We start from the raw sequence: 15,580 nt of genomic DNA, 5'->3' as shown, positions 1-15,580 counted from the left end.
TTGTACACGTGAAACGCTGGTTTCAATCGGCATTGGCGGCGATTGCGCTGGCCCTGGCGCTGCTCGTGATCGCGTCCGTGCTGACGGCCGGGCCGCAGGCGGGTGCATCGGAGAATGAAACCGAGCCTGAAACCCGGGAGCTTGTGGTCGGCACCAAGGAAGCACCCCCTTTCGCGATCAAGGACGACCAGGGCCATTGGAGCGGCATCAGTATCGATCTGTGGCGGCACGTCGCAGACCGGCTGAAGCTGCCATATCGCTTCGTCGATGCGGTCTCGGTCAATTCGCTGCTGGAGAACCTGCAAGCCGGTGATTTCGATGTCGCGGTGGCCGCCATCACGGTGACACCCGCGCGTCAGCAATCGGTGGATTTCACCACGCCGTATTTCAACACTGGAACCGGGGTCGCGGTGCAGACCGAGCGGATCACGAGCTGGGGACCGGTGATCCGCTCGATCGTGTCGTTGAGTTTCTTGCGGGCCGCGATGGCGTTGCTCGGCCTGGCATTCGTGGCGGGCGCGCTGATCTGGTTTTTCGAACACGGCGCCAACGAGAGCTTCGGCGGTGGAACGGCGCGTGGCATCAGTTCAGGCGTGTGGTGGTCGACCAACACCATGACCCAGCGCGCCAGCGGCGGTGCTGTTCCGGCGACGCTCCCCGGCCGGATCGTTGCGATCGTCTGGATGGTGGTATCGGTCATCGCCATCGCGGTGTTCACCGCAGGAATTACCTCAGCGCTGACGACCAAGCGCCTGCATGGCGCGGTCAACTCGCTCGCCGACCTGTCGGCGGTGCGGGTCGGCGTTATCAGGGGAACCTCGACCGAGGACGCGCTGTCGCGGATGCATATCAAATACCGGACCGTCGTGTCACCAAAGGACGGCCTTGAAGCGCTCCAGAACGGAACGATCGACGCTTTGGCCTACGACAGGCCGATCCTGGCATGGATGATCCGTCAGGACGGGTCTGCGTCGGTCGAACTCACCGACGTAGTTTTTGAGCCGCAGAGCTATGCGATTGCGCTGCGCAACGACAGCTCCCAAAGGAAACAGATCAACGTCGCGCTCCTGGAAGTCCAGGAATCGGACTGGTGGAAGGACGTGCTGTTTCGGTATCTGGGCCAACCGTGAATTAGGACCGGGCGAATTAGAAGGACCAGCAGTATTTCTGATTTTCAGAAATTGTCCTTGACTCCAGACCCAAATCAGCTGCTTATTCCTTGCCATCCCGTCCCGAGAGAGGGGGCGTTGGCCATCGTCACTGACGTTGGGGCGGGGAGCGGTGGACGCGGATGCGCTTTTGACGAACAGCGCGTGAGGCGGACGGTTAAGTCGTGTGGTCCTGATGCCCCGATGCCGGCATCAAGTTCTTGAGAAGCTCACGCTTCTTGGGGGCGACGGTGACAACAAAGCATGGTCTCGCCGGGGAGAGCACGAAACAGGCCGTTAAAACCATTGCGCAGGGAAGGCCGGACTGCTTCCGCTGAACCTGTATGCTCATGTGCGTTTTCGCTATCTGCTTTGCACATGAGACCGCGGGTGCAGCGCGCACCCGGTCTTCCCTGCGCCCTCTTTCTTTCGGGGGCAAACGAATTTTCAAACCTCGGGCGAAGCGCGCCGCGAGAACGCGGAGGCGTGTCGTCATTTGCGGAATATAGCGAGGAGCCGGCCTCGAATTGGCAATCGCTTCGCAATGACGGTCCGAACCCCCCTCCGTTAACCCTTTGCTAACCATACACCCGGCAAGAATTGCCCAGTGAAGTTGAGTGTCGTCAGCCGCGTAAAACGGGAGTTCCCGTGGACGCCAATGCGGTGCCTCACTTTCGAAACGGCGGCCCTTCGGCCGCTGCGCAGACGTTCGGCGGCCGCGGCCGTCAGACGCGGGGGGAGGCTGCGACCATGGCTGACGTCACGGCAGGTTCGGGCGCAGGCGCGCCCGGGACCGGGTTTCCCAGCCTGAGTGAGATCGGCAAAATCCTGAAGCGCGGCGATCTCGCGCTGGCGTTCGGCATCCTCACCATCCTGGTGGTGCTGATCATGCCGCTGCCCTCGGTCGTGCTCGACCTCTTCCTGGCGATCTCGATCACGCTGTCGATCCTGATCCTGATGACGTCGCTGTTCATCCAGGCGCCGCTGGAATTCTCGTCGTTCCCGACCGTGCTGCTGATTTCGACCATGCTGCGGCTGTCGCTCAACCTCGCCTCGACGCGGCTGATCCTGTCGCGCGGCCACGAGGGCACCGACGCCGCCGGCCACGTCATCCAGGCATTCGGCAATTTCGTGATGGGCGGTAATTTCGTGATCGGAATTATCGTGTTCGCGATCCTGGTGATCGTGAACTTCGTCGTCATCACCAAGGGTTCGGGACGTATCGCCGAAGTCGCGGCGCGCTTTCACCTGGACGCCATGCCGGGCAAGCAGATGGCGATCGACGCTGATTTGGGCGCCGGCCTGATCGACGAGAAAGCCGCCAAGGAGCGCCGCAAGGCGCTGGAAGACGAAAGCGGCTTCTTCGGCGCGATGGACGGTGCGTCGAAATTCGTCCGCGGCGACGCGGTCGCCGGCCTCCTGGTGGTGTTCATCAACATCATCGGCGGCATCATCATCGGCGTCGCCCAGCAGGGCCTCGGCTTCTCCGAAGCCGCCCAGACCTACACGCTGCTGACGGTCGGCGATGGCCTCGTCACCCAGATCCCCGCGCTGATCGTCTCCACCGCGGCCGGCCTTCTGGTCTCGAAAGCCGGCGTCAGCGGCGCTGCCGACAAAGCGCTGATGAAACAGCTCTCCGGCTATCCGCAGGCCGCGGGCATGTCGGCCGGCGTGATGCTGGTGCTGGCGATGCTGCCGGGCATTCCGATGCTGCCGTTCCTGGCCTTGGGCAGCGGCGCGGCGTGGCTGGCGATCTCGGCGCGCAAGAATAATCGCACCGCCAAGACGGCGGCGGCCACCGCGGCATCAGCCCCGGCCGATGCCGCCGCCAAGGCGGCGGCCGCCGCCGAAGAGCCGATCGCGACCGCGCTGAAGATCGACGACCTCAAGATCGAACTCGGCTACGCGCTGCTGCCGCTGGTCAACGGCCCCGACGGCACCGACCGGCTGACCGAGCAGATCAAGGCGCTACGCCGCTCGCTGGCGATCGAAATGGGCTTCGTGATGCCGGCGGTGCGCATCCTCGACAACGTCCAGCTCGAAGCCAACAGCTACGTCATCAAGATCAAGGAAGTGGATGCCGGCACGGGGCGGATCTGGCCGAACTCGTTCATGGTGATGGACCCCGGCGGAAGCCAGGTCGGGCTGCCCGGCATCAACACCACCGAGCCGACCTTCGGGCTGCCCGCGACCTGGGTCGATGCCAGCCTGAAGGAGGAAGCATCGCTGAAGGGCTATACGGTGGTCGACGCCGCGACCGTGCTGTCGACCCATCTGACCGAACTCCTCAAGAACAACATGTCGGACCTGTTGTCCTATGGCGAGGTGCAAAAACTGCTGAAGGATCTGCCGAAGGAGCAAGGCGAACTGATCAAGGACATCGTGCCGAGCCTGGTCACGATCTCCGGTATTCAACGCGTGCTTCAATTGCTGTTGTCCGAGCGCATCTCGATCCGCGACCTCTCGACCATCCTCGAAGGCATCGCCGACGCGCTGGCGTTCTCGCGCAACCCGGCGACCATGGTCGAACACGTTCGCGCCCGGCTGGCGCGGCAGATCTGCGCGCAGAACACCTCGCATAACGGCTATCTGCCGCTGATCGCGCTGTCGGCGAAATGGGAACAGATCTTCGCCGAGTCGCTGATCGGACAGGGCGAGGAACGCAGCCTGGCGATGCAGCCGTCCAAACTGTCGGAGTTCATGACCGCGACGCGCGATGCCTTTGAGCGCGCCGCGCGCGAAGGCGAGGCGCCGGTGCTGGTGACGTCGGCCTCGATCCGTCCCTTTGTGCGCTCGCTGGTGGAACGCTTCAGGTCGCAGACCACCGTGCTGTCGCAGGCCGAAATCCACCCGCGCGCCCGGCTCAAGACGGTGGGGAGTGTGTAACTATCCTGGATCGTCATTGTCGCAACCGCCATCGTGTTCGGCGCGGGCCGCGTCTTCGTAGGCCTTGCGGTATTCCGCTTGGTCCGGCGCGAAGTCGAGCTTCTGACGGGCGTCCTCGACGGCTGAGCGCAGATTTCTGCATTGCATCCAGCTCGCCCAGGGGCTGCCGTCATCCGAAACGATCACGAAGTCGCGCGGGAAATGGCTCAGATAGCGGACGGTGAACGCCTCCCCCTTCCCCGGATAGGTGGTCCTGTTGTGCGGAGGATAGACATTAAAATCGTCACTGGCGAAATTGGTGCTGATCACCTGCCGGTCGGGTGTCCGGATCAGTACGCTGTGATTGAGAATGGGGCGGCCGTTGGATCGCGATCCGCTATCGGAGGTCGCTGTCACGATCCCGCTGCCGGCCACGCCGTAATGATAGATCAGCTTCGTCGTGATGACGGTGCCGAACAGCATGTTGATCAGACCCAGGCCGACCCCGGCGGGGACGGCCCACCAGACAATACTCGACTTCGCGCCGCCCGACTTCGCCCTGCTGCTCCAGACGGAAAGCAGAATGGGCAGCCCGATGAAGACCGGCATCACGAAGAACCGGATCCGCGCCAGGATCGCGAGGATGTGCAGGAGCGGTTCGATCAAGCCGGCGTTGGGCGGAGCCGCATGCGGCGGCGGCGTCCAGGCGGCGGGCGCGTCGGGTTGCCTTGCCACCACGGGGCCGGGCACGACGGGATCCGGCGCGATGTCGGGCTTCGGGACGATGGTTGCTCCGGCGGCTTCGAGCGCCGCGCGCTGCACGCGATACGCCCAGCTCGGATGGGCACGTGCCGCCGGTGTCATGTCGGTCAGCGACAGCGTCACATAATAGGGGCCGTGGACCGCCCACACTTCGTCCGGATGCTCCGAATTGAGCACGACCCTGTCGGTCGGATCGGCGGTCGCGACCAGGTTGCTCGCGGGATCAAACGGGGTTTGGTCGTGCTGGAACTTGAGCGCGGCGGCGTTGAAGCCGAGATTCTCGCGTTCGAGGTGGGCGCTGCCGCGATTGTTGACCCAGGCGCCAATGTTGCCCGAGCCGTCCTTGACGCTGAAAAAGCACCGCTTGCCGTCGAGCGATGGCTTTATCGTCGATGGCGACAGCGTCAGCAGCGCCAGTATGTGTTCGGCGGCGACCAGATGGCAGGTGTCGGCGGTCGCGCGGTCGTCGACCGGGCCGAGCACCTTGGCTCCCACCGCCTGCAAGGCTAATGCTTCGATCCTGTAATCCCAATCGGCTTTTTCATGGGCCATGTCCTGGACCTGACCCGCGTCGATCACGGCGATGTCGACGCCGTGGCGCGCGACCACGGTGGTCCGATCGGTCCTGGCGATCCGGTCCTGCGGATCGGCGGTGCGCACCAGGCTGGGCGGCGGCGGCGCGTCCCTGGCGATGCGCTGGATCTGCGCTTCCGCTCTGGCCGGGCTCGCAAAATGATAGAACACCAGCGACAGGCTTGCGTCCGGCGGCGCGTCGGCCGTCAGGCCCCGCTGATAGGCCGACCAGGTACACGTCGATTCCCCCGGCGCCGGATTGCCGCTGTGCGCCCGGATTTCGACATCCGCCATCGTGATCAGCGGCTGCACCTCGCCCGACGCGGCCAGCGAGCAACCGTCCGGGTCCGCATCATCGTTGGCCGCCGCCACCGGTTCCAAATTCATCAACGCCAGAACGCCGCCCAACGCGACGATCAGCAACTGCCCCCAACCTCTCATTGCGACCTCTCAACCCACTCAGCGCCGTGGGTCGGTGTCACGCAATTTGGCCCGGGTGTGGTCACGTATGCTTGATCGGACCCAGCCTGCGCTAAGCGCGGGGCGGCTCTCATTCGAACACGGCTATCCAGGCTCCGCCGAAGCACCTGCGCGGACTGTGTTTTTTGGCCACACGCAAATGATTTGTTGTTGGTGCGCTTTCGCGCCCATTGCGACGGCCTTACCTCCGATAAACCATTAACGCATTGTAATAGTTACAGGATCATCGGCTTCTGCTAGTTATTGCCCTAGCGACGATCGCGGCCGTTCACGTATTATCACGCCCTTGTGATCACACCTTGATGGACCTGAGAGCGAATACCCACGTTTGTTGACATGAGATGTTGAACCTGCCTGCGGAAGAACAACACCAATCCGCAAAGAGGCAGCAAGGCGTCAGGAGGCTTCGATGAACCATTCGATCTACAGCGCCGACCGCTCGACCCACCTCAAGATCGTGGTCGTGGCGCTTGTCGCAGGTATCGCAGTGGCGGGCTTCGGTATTTCGGCCCGTAATACGGATGATGGCTACACCCAGACCGCGCGCGTCGTAAAGGCCGGCAAGGCTGTGACGCTGACCAGTTCGGATGCGGTGGTGGTCCGCTAATCAAAAGGAATTCGTGAATTCACGCGGCTCTTTACCAGCCCCCCCAAAGTCGCCACGTGAGTATGTAGAAGACCCCAAACTACCCCCCAAGTTGACTACCGAAAACGCCCGCTCCCCACGGGCGTTTTCTTTTTTTGGGGTTCACGCGATCTATTGAGCCTCAGTGCGCGGGCGCAGCCGGCGGCGGTACGGTCTCGACCAGCTTGCCGGTGAAAACCGGCGTCGAATGCGGACTGCCGTCGGGCGATCCGCCCGCCTGCTCGACCGTTATCGCATAGGTCGCCGCGTTGATGGTGTCGGCGTCATAGGACGACAGCACCGGGCGCGCGGTGAAGTCGCCGTTGCCGATCACGCCCAGCGATCGCGGGTTGGGCAATTTGTCGGAGATCAGCCAAAGCTCGAAACTCTTGCCGGCTTCGGGCACCGCATCGACCTTGCGAATGGTGAAATTCCTGGTCGCTCCGTCAACGGTCAGAATGAAGGCCGGCCCACCGCCCTGCTTCTGCAGCACGGCAACATATTGCGCCGATGCTGCGACCGCTGCCGCGGGCGTCTTGACCTCGACCACTTGCGTTCGCGGCTTCGGACGCAGGCCGTCGGGCAAGAGATCCGGTTGATAGAGCCCGATCGTGAACAGCGCGACCAACGCCGCCGCGATCGCACTCATCGCGGTCGCGACCGTACGCCAGCGCCGCACCCTGCCCGACAGCAGGACCACGTTGGCATGGTCGACGGCGATTTGAGCCGCCGAGACATCCGGCTGAGCGGTTTCCGGAACGGCCACCGGCGCCGCCTCCGGCAACACCAGCGGCGCCTGCGCGCCGGAATGGCCGATAGCGGCCTTGATGTTCTCCCAAACAATCGGTCGCGGCTCGACCAGTCCGACCATCTGGTTCAGGACGCCAAGCTTCTGCTCCCACGCATCGACCATTGCCGTGAAGTCCTTGTCGACGGACATCATGGCCTCGACCTGCGCGCGCTCCTCGGCATCAAGCGTACCGAGAGCGTATTCCGCGGCGAGCGCGATATGGTCTTCGCTGTAAGCCATTATCTAAAGTCCAAACCTCCTCTAAAGTCCAAGTAAAGTCTAAGACCCCCTAGAGTCCGAGACACTCCCTGATGTCCATCATGCTGCGGCGCAGCCAGGTCTTCACCGTATTCACCGGCGTCTCGAACTTGGTCGCCAGCTGCTCTCGGCTCCAGCCGTTATAGTAGGCCAGCAGCACGAGCTTCTGCCGATCCGGCTCCAACCGCCCGACGCACTCCAGCAAACGCTTCAGTTCTTCACTCATTTCCCGGCGCGCCAGCGGATCTGGAGTGTCGGCCGCCACTTCCATGGCCGCTGGCTCCTCTTCGATCGAGACTTCGCCTCGCTTGCGCACGACGTCGATGGCACGGTTTCGGGCAATAGACGCCATCCACGTGATCGGCGACGACAGGCCGGGATTGAACTGCCCGGCGCTGTTCCAGATCTTGACGTAGGCCTCCTGGATAACCTCCTCGGCGAGATCCTGTCTGCGCAAGATACGGAGCACCACGCCGAAGAGTTTCGCGCGCGTGGCGGCATAAAGCCGCTCAAAAGCGGCCTCATCCCCCTTCGCCACCGCGGCAATCAGCCAGACCAGTTCAGCCGGCGTCAGCATTCAGCGTCCTCTAGCAATTCGCGATGCCCCCATCGCTTCGGTCGATCGCGGCGGAATCCTGCCCACGTGCCTGTCTAACATAGCTTGCGTCGATTAGGTCCACCACGTCGATTCGCCGGCCTGTGGACAGCAAAACGTATTATGCATTGACGCCGCGATCGGCGAGCAGATGTTCCGTGGCGGCGACCAGGACGCAGGTGGCAAACGCGTCGACCGCCGCGCGAACCTCGTCCGCCGGCGGGAACGACGGAGCGATGCGGATGTTGCGGTCCCGCGGGTCACGGCCGAGCGGAAAGGTCCGCCCCGCCGCCACAACTTCGATGCCGGCTGCCTTGGCCAGCGCCACGACGCGCTCAGCGCAGTGGTCGAGCACATCAAGGCTGACGAAATAGCCGCCGCGCGGCTGGGTCCAGACGGCGACCCCGGTGCCGCCGAGCCGGGCCTCGAACACCTCCTGCACGGCGGCGAATTTCGGCTCGAGCAGACGACGATGCCGCTCCATATGCGTGGCGATGCCGGCGTCATTGCGCAGCACCTGGACATGACGCATCTGATTGAGCTTGTCAGGCCCGATCGTGCGGGTCGACTGGCGCGAGACGAACCAGCGCATATTGGCGGGCGACGTCGCCAGCATGCCGAGACCGGCTTGCGCGAAAGTGATCTTCGAGGTCGAGCCGAACACGATGGCCCGGTCCGGATTGCCGGCGGCGGCGCAGGCTTCAAGCACGTTGTCGAGTTGGTCGGGCGTGTCGGTCAGGTGATGAACCGCATAGGCGTTATCCCAGAACAGCCGGAAGTCGTCGGCCGCGCCCATCCGCGCCAGCCGGGCGACGGTCTCGGATGAATAGGTCTCCGCGGTCGGATTGCTGTATTTGGGAACGCACCACATGCCCTTGACCTGGGGATCGGCAGCCAGCCGCTCGACCTCCTCCATGTCAGGCCCGGCACCGGTCAACGACACCGGAATCATCTCGATGCCGTATTGCTCGCAGAGTTGAAAATGGCGGTCGTAGCCCGGCGACGGACACAGAAACCGGATCGGACGCTGGTCGCGCCAGGGCACGGCGCCGTCGCGCGCGCCGGTGAGCAGCGCATAGACGATCACGTCGTGCATCAGCGCGAGACTCGAATTATTGGCGACCAGCACCTGCTCGGGCGGCGCACCGAGCATCGGCGCAAACAGCCGGCGCGCTTCGATCAGGCCTTGCGGGCTGCCGTAATAGTTCCGGCAATCATTGCCGTCCTCGGCCCAGCATTGTTCGGGCGTGCTGACCGCTGTCAGTAATTGGTCGGCGAGCGCCACCTGATCGGTCGCGGGCTTGCCGCGCGCCAGATTGTACGGCGTCGCGCGCGCCTTGATCGCTTCGTAACGGGCCCGTTCGCGGTCCCGAAATTCGCGCAGCGCCCCGGTCGACAAGCCCGCCAATTCGCGGGAGCCGGCGCTTGCCGCGCCATCAGATATGGTCATTTCGACGTCCTGTTCACATCGCTCAAAGCGAGGTGTCATACCCCATGACGGCCGGCCTGTGGACAGCAAAATAAAAACCCGGACCTTGCGGCCCGGGTTTTGATGGTGTTGCAGTCAGCTGACGATAAGGAAAAACCTCAGGCGACCGCCCCGATGCGCGAGCGCATCAGCCCGATCGAGTCGAGATCGGCCTGCTCGCGGGCGTTCTCCTCAGCGCGCTCGCGCGCCTGGTCGCGCTCGTCCAGCAGTTCGACTTTCTTGAGTTCCTCGAAAGCTTCCCCCAAAAGGCTCTTGGCGTCCTCGAGCTGGATACGCAGCTCGTCGGCGGACCGGGTCAGATTTTCCCGGCGCTGGATCGCCGCCTTGGCATAGGTCGGATAGGCGAAATGCGTAGGATCGTTGATTCCGGCGCGTTCCTGCTCGGTCTGGATTTCGCGTTCCAGGTCGACCGACATCCGCTGGAAATCGGCGATCATGCCCTCAATCTGGGCGACCCTTCGACGCTTCTCATCGACCTGAAATTTCTTCAGGCGGATTAGCGTTTCACGTGACTTCATCGACTCATACTCCCCAGAAGTCCCAATTTGAACGCGGGACAGAACCGGCATCCCTCAAGGGGCCCCACCGGCATCTCGATTGTGCAGTGGAGATGATGATGGCCTGACAAAGTTAGCGTTCCGTTTCCAAACTTCCGAGGATTTTCTCTAGTTTCCGGTAACCATCGTTAAGGTTCGCCACCTCGTCCTTGCCCTGGCGCAGGAACCCTTCGAGCGGGTCATGCAGCCGGATCGCCTCGTCCACCTCGGGACTGGAACCCGCCCGGTAGGCCCCGAGCCGGATCAGTTCCTCCATATCCGCATAGGTCGCCATCACCTGGCGCCCGCGCATGATGGTCGGGAGATAGGCCGGATCGGCCGCTTTCGGCATGGTGCGGGACACCGATCTGAGAATGTTGATCGCCGGAAAACGTCCGCGCTCGGCGATCGCCCGCTCCATCACAATGTGGCCGTCCAGGATGCCGCGGACCGCGTCCGCGATCGGCTCGTTGTGGTCATCGCCGTCCACCAGCACCGTGAAGATCGCGGTGATGCTCCCGGCGTCAATGCCGGGACCGGCGCGCTCAAGCAGCTTCGGCAATTCGGTGAACACGGTCGGCGTATAGCCCTTGGCGGTCGGCGGCTCGCCCGCCGAGAGCCCGATTTCGCGCTGCGCCATCGCAAAACGCGTGACCGAATCCATCAGGCACAGCACGGATTTGCCTTCGTCGCGAAAATATTCGGCAATCGCGAGGGTCAGATAGGCCGCCTGCCGCCGCATCAAAGCGGGCTCGTCCGAAGTCGCCACCACCACCACGGAGCGCGCCAGCCCGGCGTCGCCGAGGTCGTCCTGCAGGAATTCCTGCACCTCGCGGCCGCGTTCGCCGACCAGGCCAATGACCGTGATGTCCGCATCGACGTTGCGCGCCAACATCGACAGCAACACCGACTTGCCGACGCCGGAGCCGGCGAAGATACCCATGCGCTGGCCGCGGCAGCAGGTCAGAAACGTATTGAGCGCCCGCACGCCGAGATCGAGCGGCTCGCCGACGCGCTTGCGCGAATGCGCCGGCGGCGGCGAATTCCGGAACGGCATAGGCGAGGCGCCCTGCGGCAACGGCCCTTTGCCGTCGATCGGTTCGCCCATCGCGTTGATGACGCGGCCGAGCCACGACGGCGACGGCCGCACCTGGCTTGCGGCATTGGCGATGACGGCACGGCAACCGCGCCGGACGCCGTCGAGGCCTGCGAACGGCATCACCACGGCGTTGTCGCCGGTGAAGCCGATCACCTCGCACGGGATAAACCGGTTGCCCCCGGTCTCGATCACGATACGGGCGCCCACCGACATGGCGTGGATCGGCCCGGCGATCTCGACCATCAAGCCGCGAACGCCGACCACGCGGCCATAAATATTGACGCCGTCGATCTCGTCGATCTGCTGGGCGAGCGCCTTCATTGCGAAAACCTTAAGTTTCCACGCTTTGAAGCCCGGCCCTTAACCTCGTGTTTACCCGCATCGTTAATCATTGCGTCACTGTCTTTGGTGACTGAGAGCGCTCGACCGTCAGAACGAAGGTTGAGTCGCGGGAGTCGGTTAGGCCCGTCTCTTAATGTGGAACTTGAACGAGAACGGATACAAAAAACTGCTTCGAAGCAATATCTTAGGGCGATTCGAAAAAAATTGCACGGTAAGAGCTTGCACATACGAATCAGATTTTGTTAACCATATGTCGTCAGGATCCGAATCAGTTGTTCAAAGGCGTTTTGAGTGCCGCAAGTGCGGCCGACCTGACGCCCGGGGCGGCGACTATAGGGGACTGGCATGCGCGTATTGCTGATAGAAGATGATAGCGCCGTCGCGCAGTCGATCGAGCTGATGCTCAAATCCGAGAGTTTTAACGTCTATACGACGGACCTCGGGGAAGAAGGCGTCGATCTCGGTAAACTTTACGACTACGACATTATTCTGCTCGACCTCAATTTGCCTGACATGTCGGGGTACGACGTGCTCAAGCAGCTTCGGGTGTCGAAGATCAAAACACCTATTCTGATCCTCTCCGGCCTCGCCGGCATCGAGGACAAGGTCAAGGGTCTCGGCGTCGGCGCCGACGACTACATGACCAAGCCGTTCCACAAGGACGAACTGGTCGCCCGCATCCATGCGATCGTGCGCCGCTCCAAGGGACACGCCCAGTCGGTGATCCAGACCGGCGACCTCGTGGTCAATCTCGACACCAAGACGGTCGAGGTCGGCGGCCAGCGCGTGCATCTGACGGGCAAGGAATACCAGATGCTGGAGCTGCTCTCGCTGCGCAAGGGCACCACGCTGACCAAGGAAATGTTCCTCAACCATCTCTATGGCGGCATGGACGAGCCCGAGCTGAAGATCATCGACGTCTTCATCTGCAAGCTGCGCAAGAAGCTCGCCAACGCCTCCGAAGGCCGCAATTTCATCGAAACCGTCTGGGGCCGCGGCTATGTGCTGCGCGAGCCGCACGAGGTCGAAGAGCGCATTCCCGCCTGATCGCAAATCACCAGCGAGCCGAAACGCTCGCTCCTCCCGACTGAACCCCGCCGTGAATGGCGGGGTTTTTGTTTTGGGGCAGCGTTTTTGTTTTGTTTTGGGGATTGAACGGCCGGGACCGGTGCACCGACAGATGGAATGTGCCACCGTGCGGCTGAAAATGGAGTGGGGCGCCTTCAGATGATCCTGCAATCCCTGGCCGGACTGCCGGCGTTTCTGGTTTATTTCTGCACCGGCATCGTTGCCGTGCTGGCCTATTTGTTCATCTATACCCGCGTCACGCCGCACAACGAGTTCCAGCTGATCCGCGACAACGATCCGGCAGCCGCCATTGCGTTGGGCCTGAGCCTTGTCGGCTTCGTGCTGCCGGTGGTCAGCGCCATCGCCCATTCCGCCAATGTGCTGGATTGCCTGATCTGGAGCGCGATCGCGCTGATCGTCCAGATCGCGGTCTATTTCATCGTCAAGATCCCGGTGCCGAACCTGTCGGCGCGGATCGCGGCCGGCGAAATGGCGTCGGCGATCTGGCTCGGGCTGTCGTCGCTGGCGGCCGGCGCGCTCAACGCGGCCGCGATGATCACCTGACCATGGAACGCTGATCATGGAACGTCCGCCAAACAAGGAATTTGGCAAGCGTGGCCCGATCGCGCCGCAACCGGCGGTGCCGCCGAAGCGCTCCAGCCATGTGGCGTTGCTGCTGATGGGCACCTTCGCGGTCGGCGGCAGCGCCTATGCGCTGATGCCGCGCCAGAACTGCCAGCCTTCCTCGCCGGGACTGGCGGCGCCGGCGGTGTCGCAACCCGGCACCGACTGCTCGCAGCACGTAACTTCATCGGGTAGCACCCACGGATATTCGTCACACAGCTACTTCTTCGGCAGCGATTCCACCTCGAGCCATTCATCGTCGGGCGCTTCTTCCGATGCCGGTTCGGGCGGCGTGACGCGCGGTGGCTTCGGTTCGTTCGCCCACGCGATGTCGGCGCATTTTTCCCGCGGCGGCTAGTGACAGTCCTCGGTCTGAAGCTACGTGGTCCCGCATATGTTTCAGAACGTGGCTCCGAGACTTTAATTCGAGGACTTGCCTGATCGCGGCGCGCATGCGTGAATGGCGCCCGCCAATTTCTCCCTTACAGCTTTGGGCCGCACCATGAAACGCTCGCGCCGTGTTGTTCTGACGATGATGGGGTCCGCGGTGGTCGGCGCGGTATCGGCGGGGTTTGTGCCGCGAACCGGCTGCGGTCCCGGCTTGACTGTAGAGCCTGGACCGGACGGCAGACCGTATTGCCGGCCGATATCCCGCGGCTTCGGAGGCACGCCGTATCGCCTGCACGGCCATGGCCATGGCGGCGGTGGCGGCCACGCCCATGGCGGCGGCTAGAAGCTGCCGATGCGGCGCATCGTTTGCCCTGAGCGAGACGATTGGCGCGTCACCGCCGACGCCTGCGGATTTGATTTTCATACATTCGACGGCGAGCGCTATTGGGACGAACGCGCGTATTATGCGTTCACGCTGGATGAGATCGAACAACAGATCGAAACGCCCACCGGCGACATCGACGCGATGTGCCTCGAACTCGTCGGCCGCGCCATCGACGACGAAAAATATCTGCGGCGGTTGAAGATACCGGAAGCCTTCTGGCCGCTGATCTCGGCAAGCTGGCACCGCGACGATCCAAGCCTGTATGGCCGGCTCGACTTCAGTTTCAGCGGACGCGGTCCGGCAAAGCTTCTGGAATACAACGCCGATACGCCGACATCGATCTTCGAGGCCGCGGTATTCCAATGGACCTGGCTCGAGCAGGCGATCGAGCGGCACATCATTCCGGGCCGCGCCGACCAGTTCAATTCGATCCATGAGCGCCTGATCGAGGCGTGGAAGAAACTCGGCGGCGGCCGCCACCTCCATCTCGCAGGCATGACGGGAAATCTCGAGGATGCCGGCACGCTGGCCTATCTCGAAGACACCGCCCGGCAAGCCGGCCTGCCGACGACATTGATCGATATCGAGGATATCGGGCTCACCGATGACGGCCACTTCGTCGATCTCGACAACCGTCCGATCGAGCTGTCGTTCAAGCTCTATCCCTGGGAATGGATGTTTCACGATGCGTTCGGCGCAGAGCTTGCCAAGACGCCGACCCGTTGGATCGAGCCGCCGTGGAAGAGCCTTTTGTCCAACAAGGGCATGCTGCCGCTGTTGTGGGAGATGTTTCCCGGTCACCCCAATCTGCTGCCGGCCTATTTCGAGGACGACCCGAACGCCGCAGGGCTCGGCACATCCTTTGTGCGCAAGCCGCTGTATTCGCGCGAGGGCGCCAACGTCGCGCTGGTCAGCGCCGGCGTAACCCTGGTGGAGCAAGAGGGGCCGTATGGCGCGGAAGGATTTATCCGCCAGGCGCTGGCGCCGCTGCCGGAGTTTTCCGGCCAATATCCCGTGATCGGAAGCTGGCTGGTCGACCACGCGCCTTGCGGCCTGTCGATCCGCGAGGACGAAAATCCGATCACCGGTAATACCTCGCGGTTTTTGCCGCACGCGATTTTGTGAAACGCCTGTCGTCCCTGCGCGCGCAGGGACCCATACGCCGTACCGTCAACGTTCCGGATGGTGTCCATATCCGTGTTCTGCGTCCGCAGGGACGACAACGTTGTAGGGAGGCGCTTCATCCTCAACGAACGACTCGTATTCACATTTCAAACAGCCGGAACGCGAGCATCGTCATTGCGAGCGAAGCGAAGCAATCCAGGCAACAAGGAAGAGCTGGATTGCTTCGTCGCAAGCGCTCCTCGCAATGACGTTGATGGTTCGAGACACAACTCCGCGATCTCGCGACGGCATCTGCCCGAGTTTTGCAAAAATCATTCGCCCCCCGAATAAAGAGGGCGCAGGGAAGACCGGGTGCGCGCTGCACCCGCGGTCTCATGTGCCAAGATGCACGTAGCAAAAAGCGCACACGAGCATACAGGTTCAGCG

General features: G+C 62.9%; 14 protein-coding genes. 8 read left to right on the top strand and 6 right to left on the bottom strand.

Annotation, left to right across the window (positions count from 1 at the left end):
• Positions 1–8 precede the first annotated feature (8 nt).
• Entirely contained in the window at positions 9–1,130 is a 1,122-nt protein-coding gene (locus tag GSQ88_RS24850; RefSeq protein WP_246784997.1) for a transporter substrate-binding domain-containing protein, read from the top strand.
• 768 nt (positions 1,131–1,898) lie between these two features.
• Complete coding sequence (flhA, locus tag GSQ88_RS24845) at positions 1,899–4,034, top strand: flagellar biosynthesis protein FlhA (protein ID WP_174248104.1); 2,136 nt, start codon at positions 1,899–1,901, stop codon at positions 4,032–4,034.
• Here the strand turns inward: flhA and GSQ88_RS24840 are convergent, their stop codons facing one another.
• The gene (locus tag GSQ88_RS24840) at positions 4,035–5,789 is read right to left on the bottom strand and encodes a hypothetical protein (RefSeq protein ID WP_159010420.1); all 1,755 of its coding nucleotides are present in this window, start codon (positions 5,787–5,789) and stop codon (positions 4,035–4,037) included. It abuts the gene before it with no gap.
• A gap of 448 nt (positions 5,790–6,237) precedes the next feature.
• On the opposite strand from GSQ88_RS24840, the gene GSQ88_RS24835 reads away from it, so the two are divergent.
• Positions 6,238–6,435 carry a hypothetical protein gene (locus GSQ88_RS24835; RefSeq protein ID WP_159010419.1) on the top strand — a complete coding sequence of 66 codons (198 nt, stop codon included), beginning with the start codon at positions 6,238–6,240 and terminating at the stop codon, positions 6,433–6,435.
• Positions 6,436–6,595: 160 nt separating this feature from the next.
• Here the strand turns inward: GSQ88_RS24835 and GSQ88_RS24830 are convergent, their stop codons facing one another.
• The 5 genes from GSQ88_RS24830 to fliI all read right to left on the bottom strand — a co-directional run bounded on the left by GSQ88_RS24830 (position 6,596) and on the right by fliI (position 11,541).
• Complete coding sequence (locus GSQ88_RS24830) at positions 6,596–7,483, bottom strand: anti-sigma factor (RefSeq protein WP_159010418.1); 888 nt, start codon at positions 7,481–7,483, stop codon at positions 6,596–6,598.
• Between the two features lie 49 nt (positions 7,484–7,532).
• Positions 7,533–8,078 carry a sigma-70 family RNA polymerase sigma factor gene (locus GSQ88_RS24825; protein ID WP_159010417.1) on the bottom strand — a complete coding sequence of 182 codons (546 nt, stop codon included), beginning with the start codon at positions 8,076–8,078 and terminating at the stop codon, positions 7,533–7,535.
• A gap of 139 nt (positions 8,079–8,217) precedes the next feature.
• Entirely contained in the window at positions 8,218–9,546 is a 1,329-nt protein-coding gene (locus tag GSQ88_RS24820) for an aspartate aminotransferase type Ic (RefSeq protein WP_159010416.1), read from the bottom strand.
• A gap of 137 nt (positions 9,547–9,683) precedes the next feature.
• The gene (gene fliJ, locus GSQ88_RS24815) at positions 9,684–10,103 is read right to left on the bottom strand and encodes a flagellar export protein FliJ (RefSeq protein ID WP_159010415.1); all 420 of its coding nucleotides are present in this window, start codon (positions 10,101–10,103) and stop codon (positions 9,684–9,686) included.
• A 112-nt stretch (positions 10,104–10,215) separates the two neighbouring features.
• Positions 10,216–11,541, bottom strand: a complete 1,326-nt coding sequence (fliI, locus tag GSQ88_RS24810) for a flagellar protein export ATPase FliI (protein WP_159010414.1) — start codon at positions 11,539–11,541, stop codon at positions 10,216–10,218.
• Positions 11,542–11,907: 366 nt separating this feature from the next.
• Between fliI and ctrA the strand changes: the two genes are divergently transcribed.
• From ctrA to GSQ88_RS24785, 5 genes are all read left to right on the top strand, one after another.
• Positions 11,908–12,609, top strand: coding sequence for a response regulator transcription factor CtrA (gene ctrA, locus GSQ88_RS24805; RefSeq protein ID WP_007600544.1), 702 nt, complete (start codon positions 11,908–11,910; stop codon positions 12,607–12,609).
• A gap of 180 nt (positions 12,610–12,789) precedes the next feature.
• Entirely contained in the window at positions 12,790–13,194 is a 405-nt protein-coding gene (locus GSQ88_RS24800; protein ID WP_159010413.1) for a DUF350 domain-containing protein, read from the top strand.
• Positions 13,195–13,210: 16 nt separating this feature from the next.
• Positions 13,211–13,612, top strand: coding sequence for a hypothetical protein (locus GSQ88_RS24795; RefSeq protein ID WP_159010412.1), 402 nt, complete (start codon positions 13,211–13,213; stop codon positions 13,610–13,612).
• A gap of 144 nt (positions 13,613–13,756) precedes the next feature.
• The gene (locus GSQ88_RS24790) at positions 13,757–13,987 is read left to right on the top strand and encodes a hypothetical protein (protein WP_159010411.1); all 231 of its coding nucleotides are present in this window, start codon (positions 13,757–13,759) and stop codon (positions 13,985–13,987) included.
• 9 nt (positions 13,988–13,996) lie between these two features.
• A complete protein-coding gene (locus GSQ88_RS24785) occupies positions 13,997–15,154 on the top strand; it encodes a glutathionylspermidine synthase family protein (protein WP_159010410.1) in 1,158 nt (385 codons plus the stop codon).
• Positions 15,155–15,580 lie beyond the last annotated feature (426 nt).

The sequence above is a fragment of the Bradyrhizobium sp. S69 genome, assembly GCF_009766005.1.
Taxonomy (GTDB): Bacteria; Pseudomonadota; Alphaproteobacteria; order Rhizobiales; family Xanthobacteraceae; genus Bradyrhizobium.
Note: the sequence above shows the minus strand (reverse complement) of the source record. Positions and strands in the feature narration are given on the sequence as shown.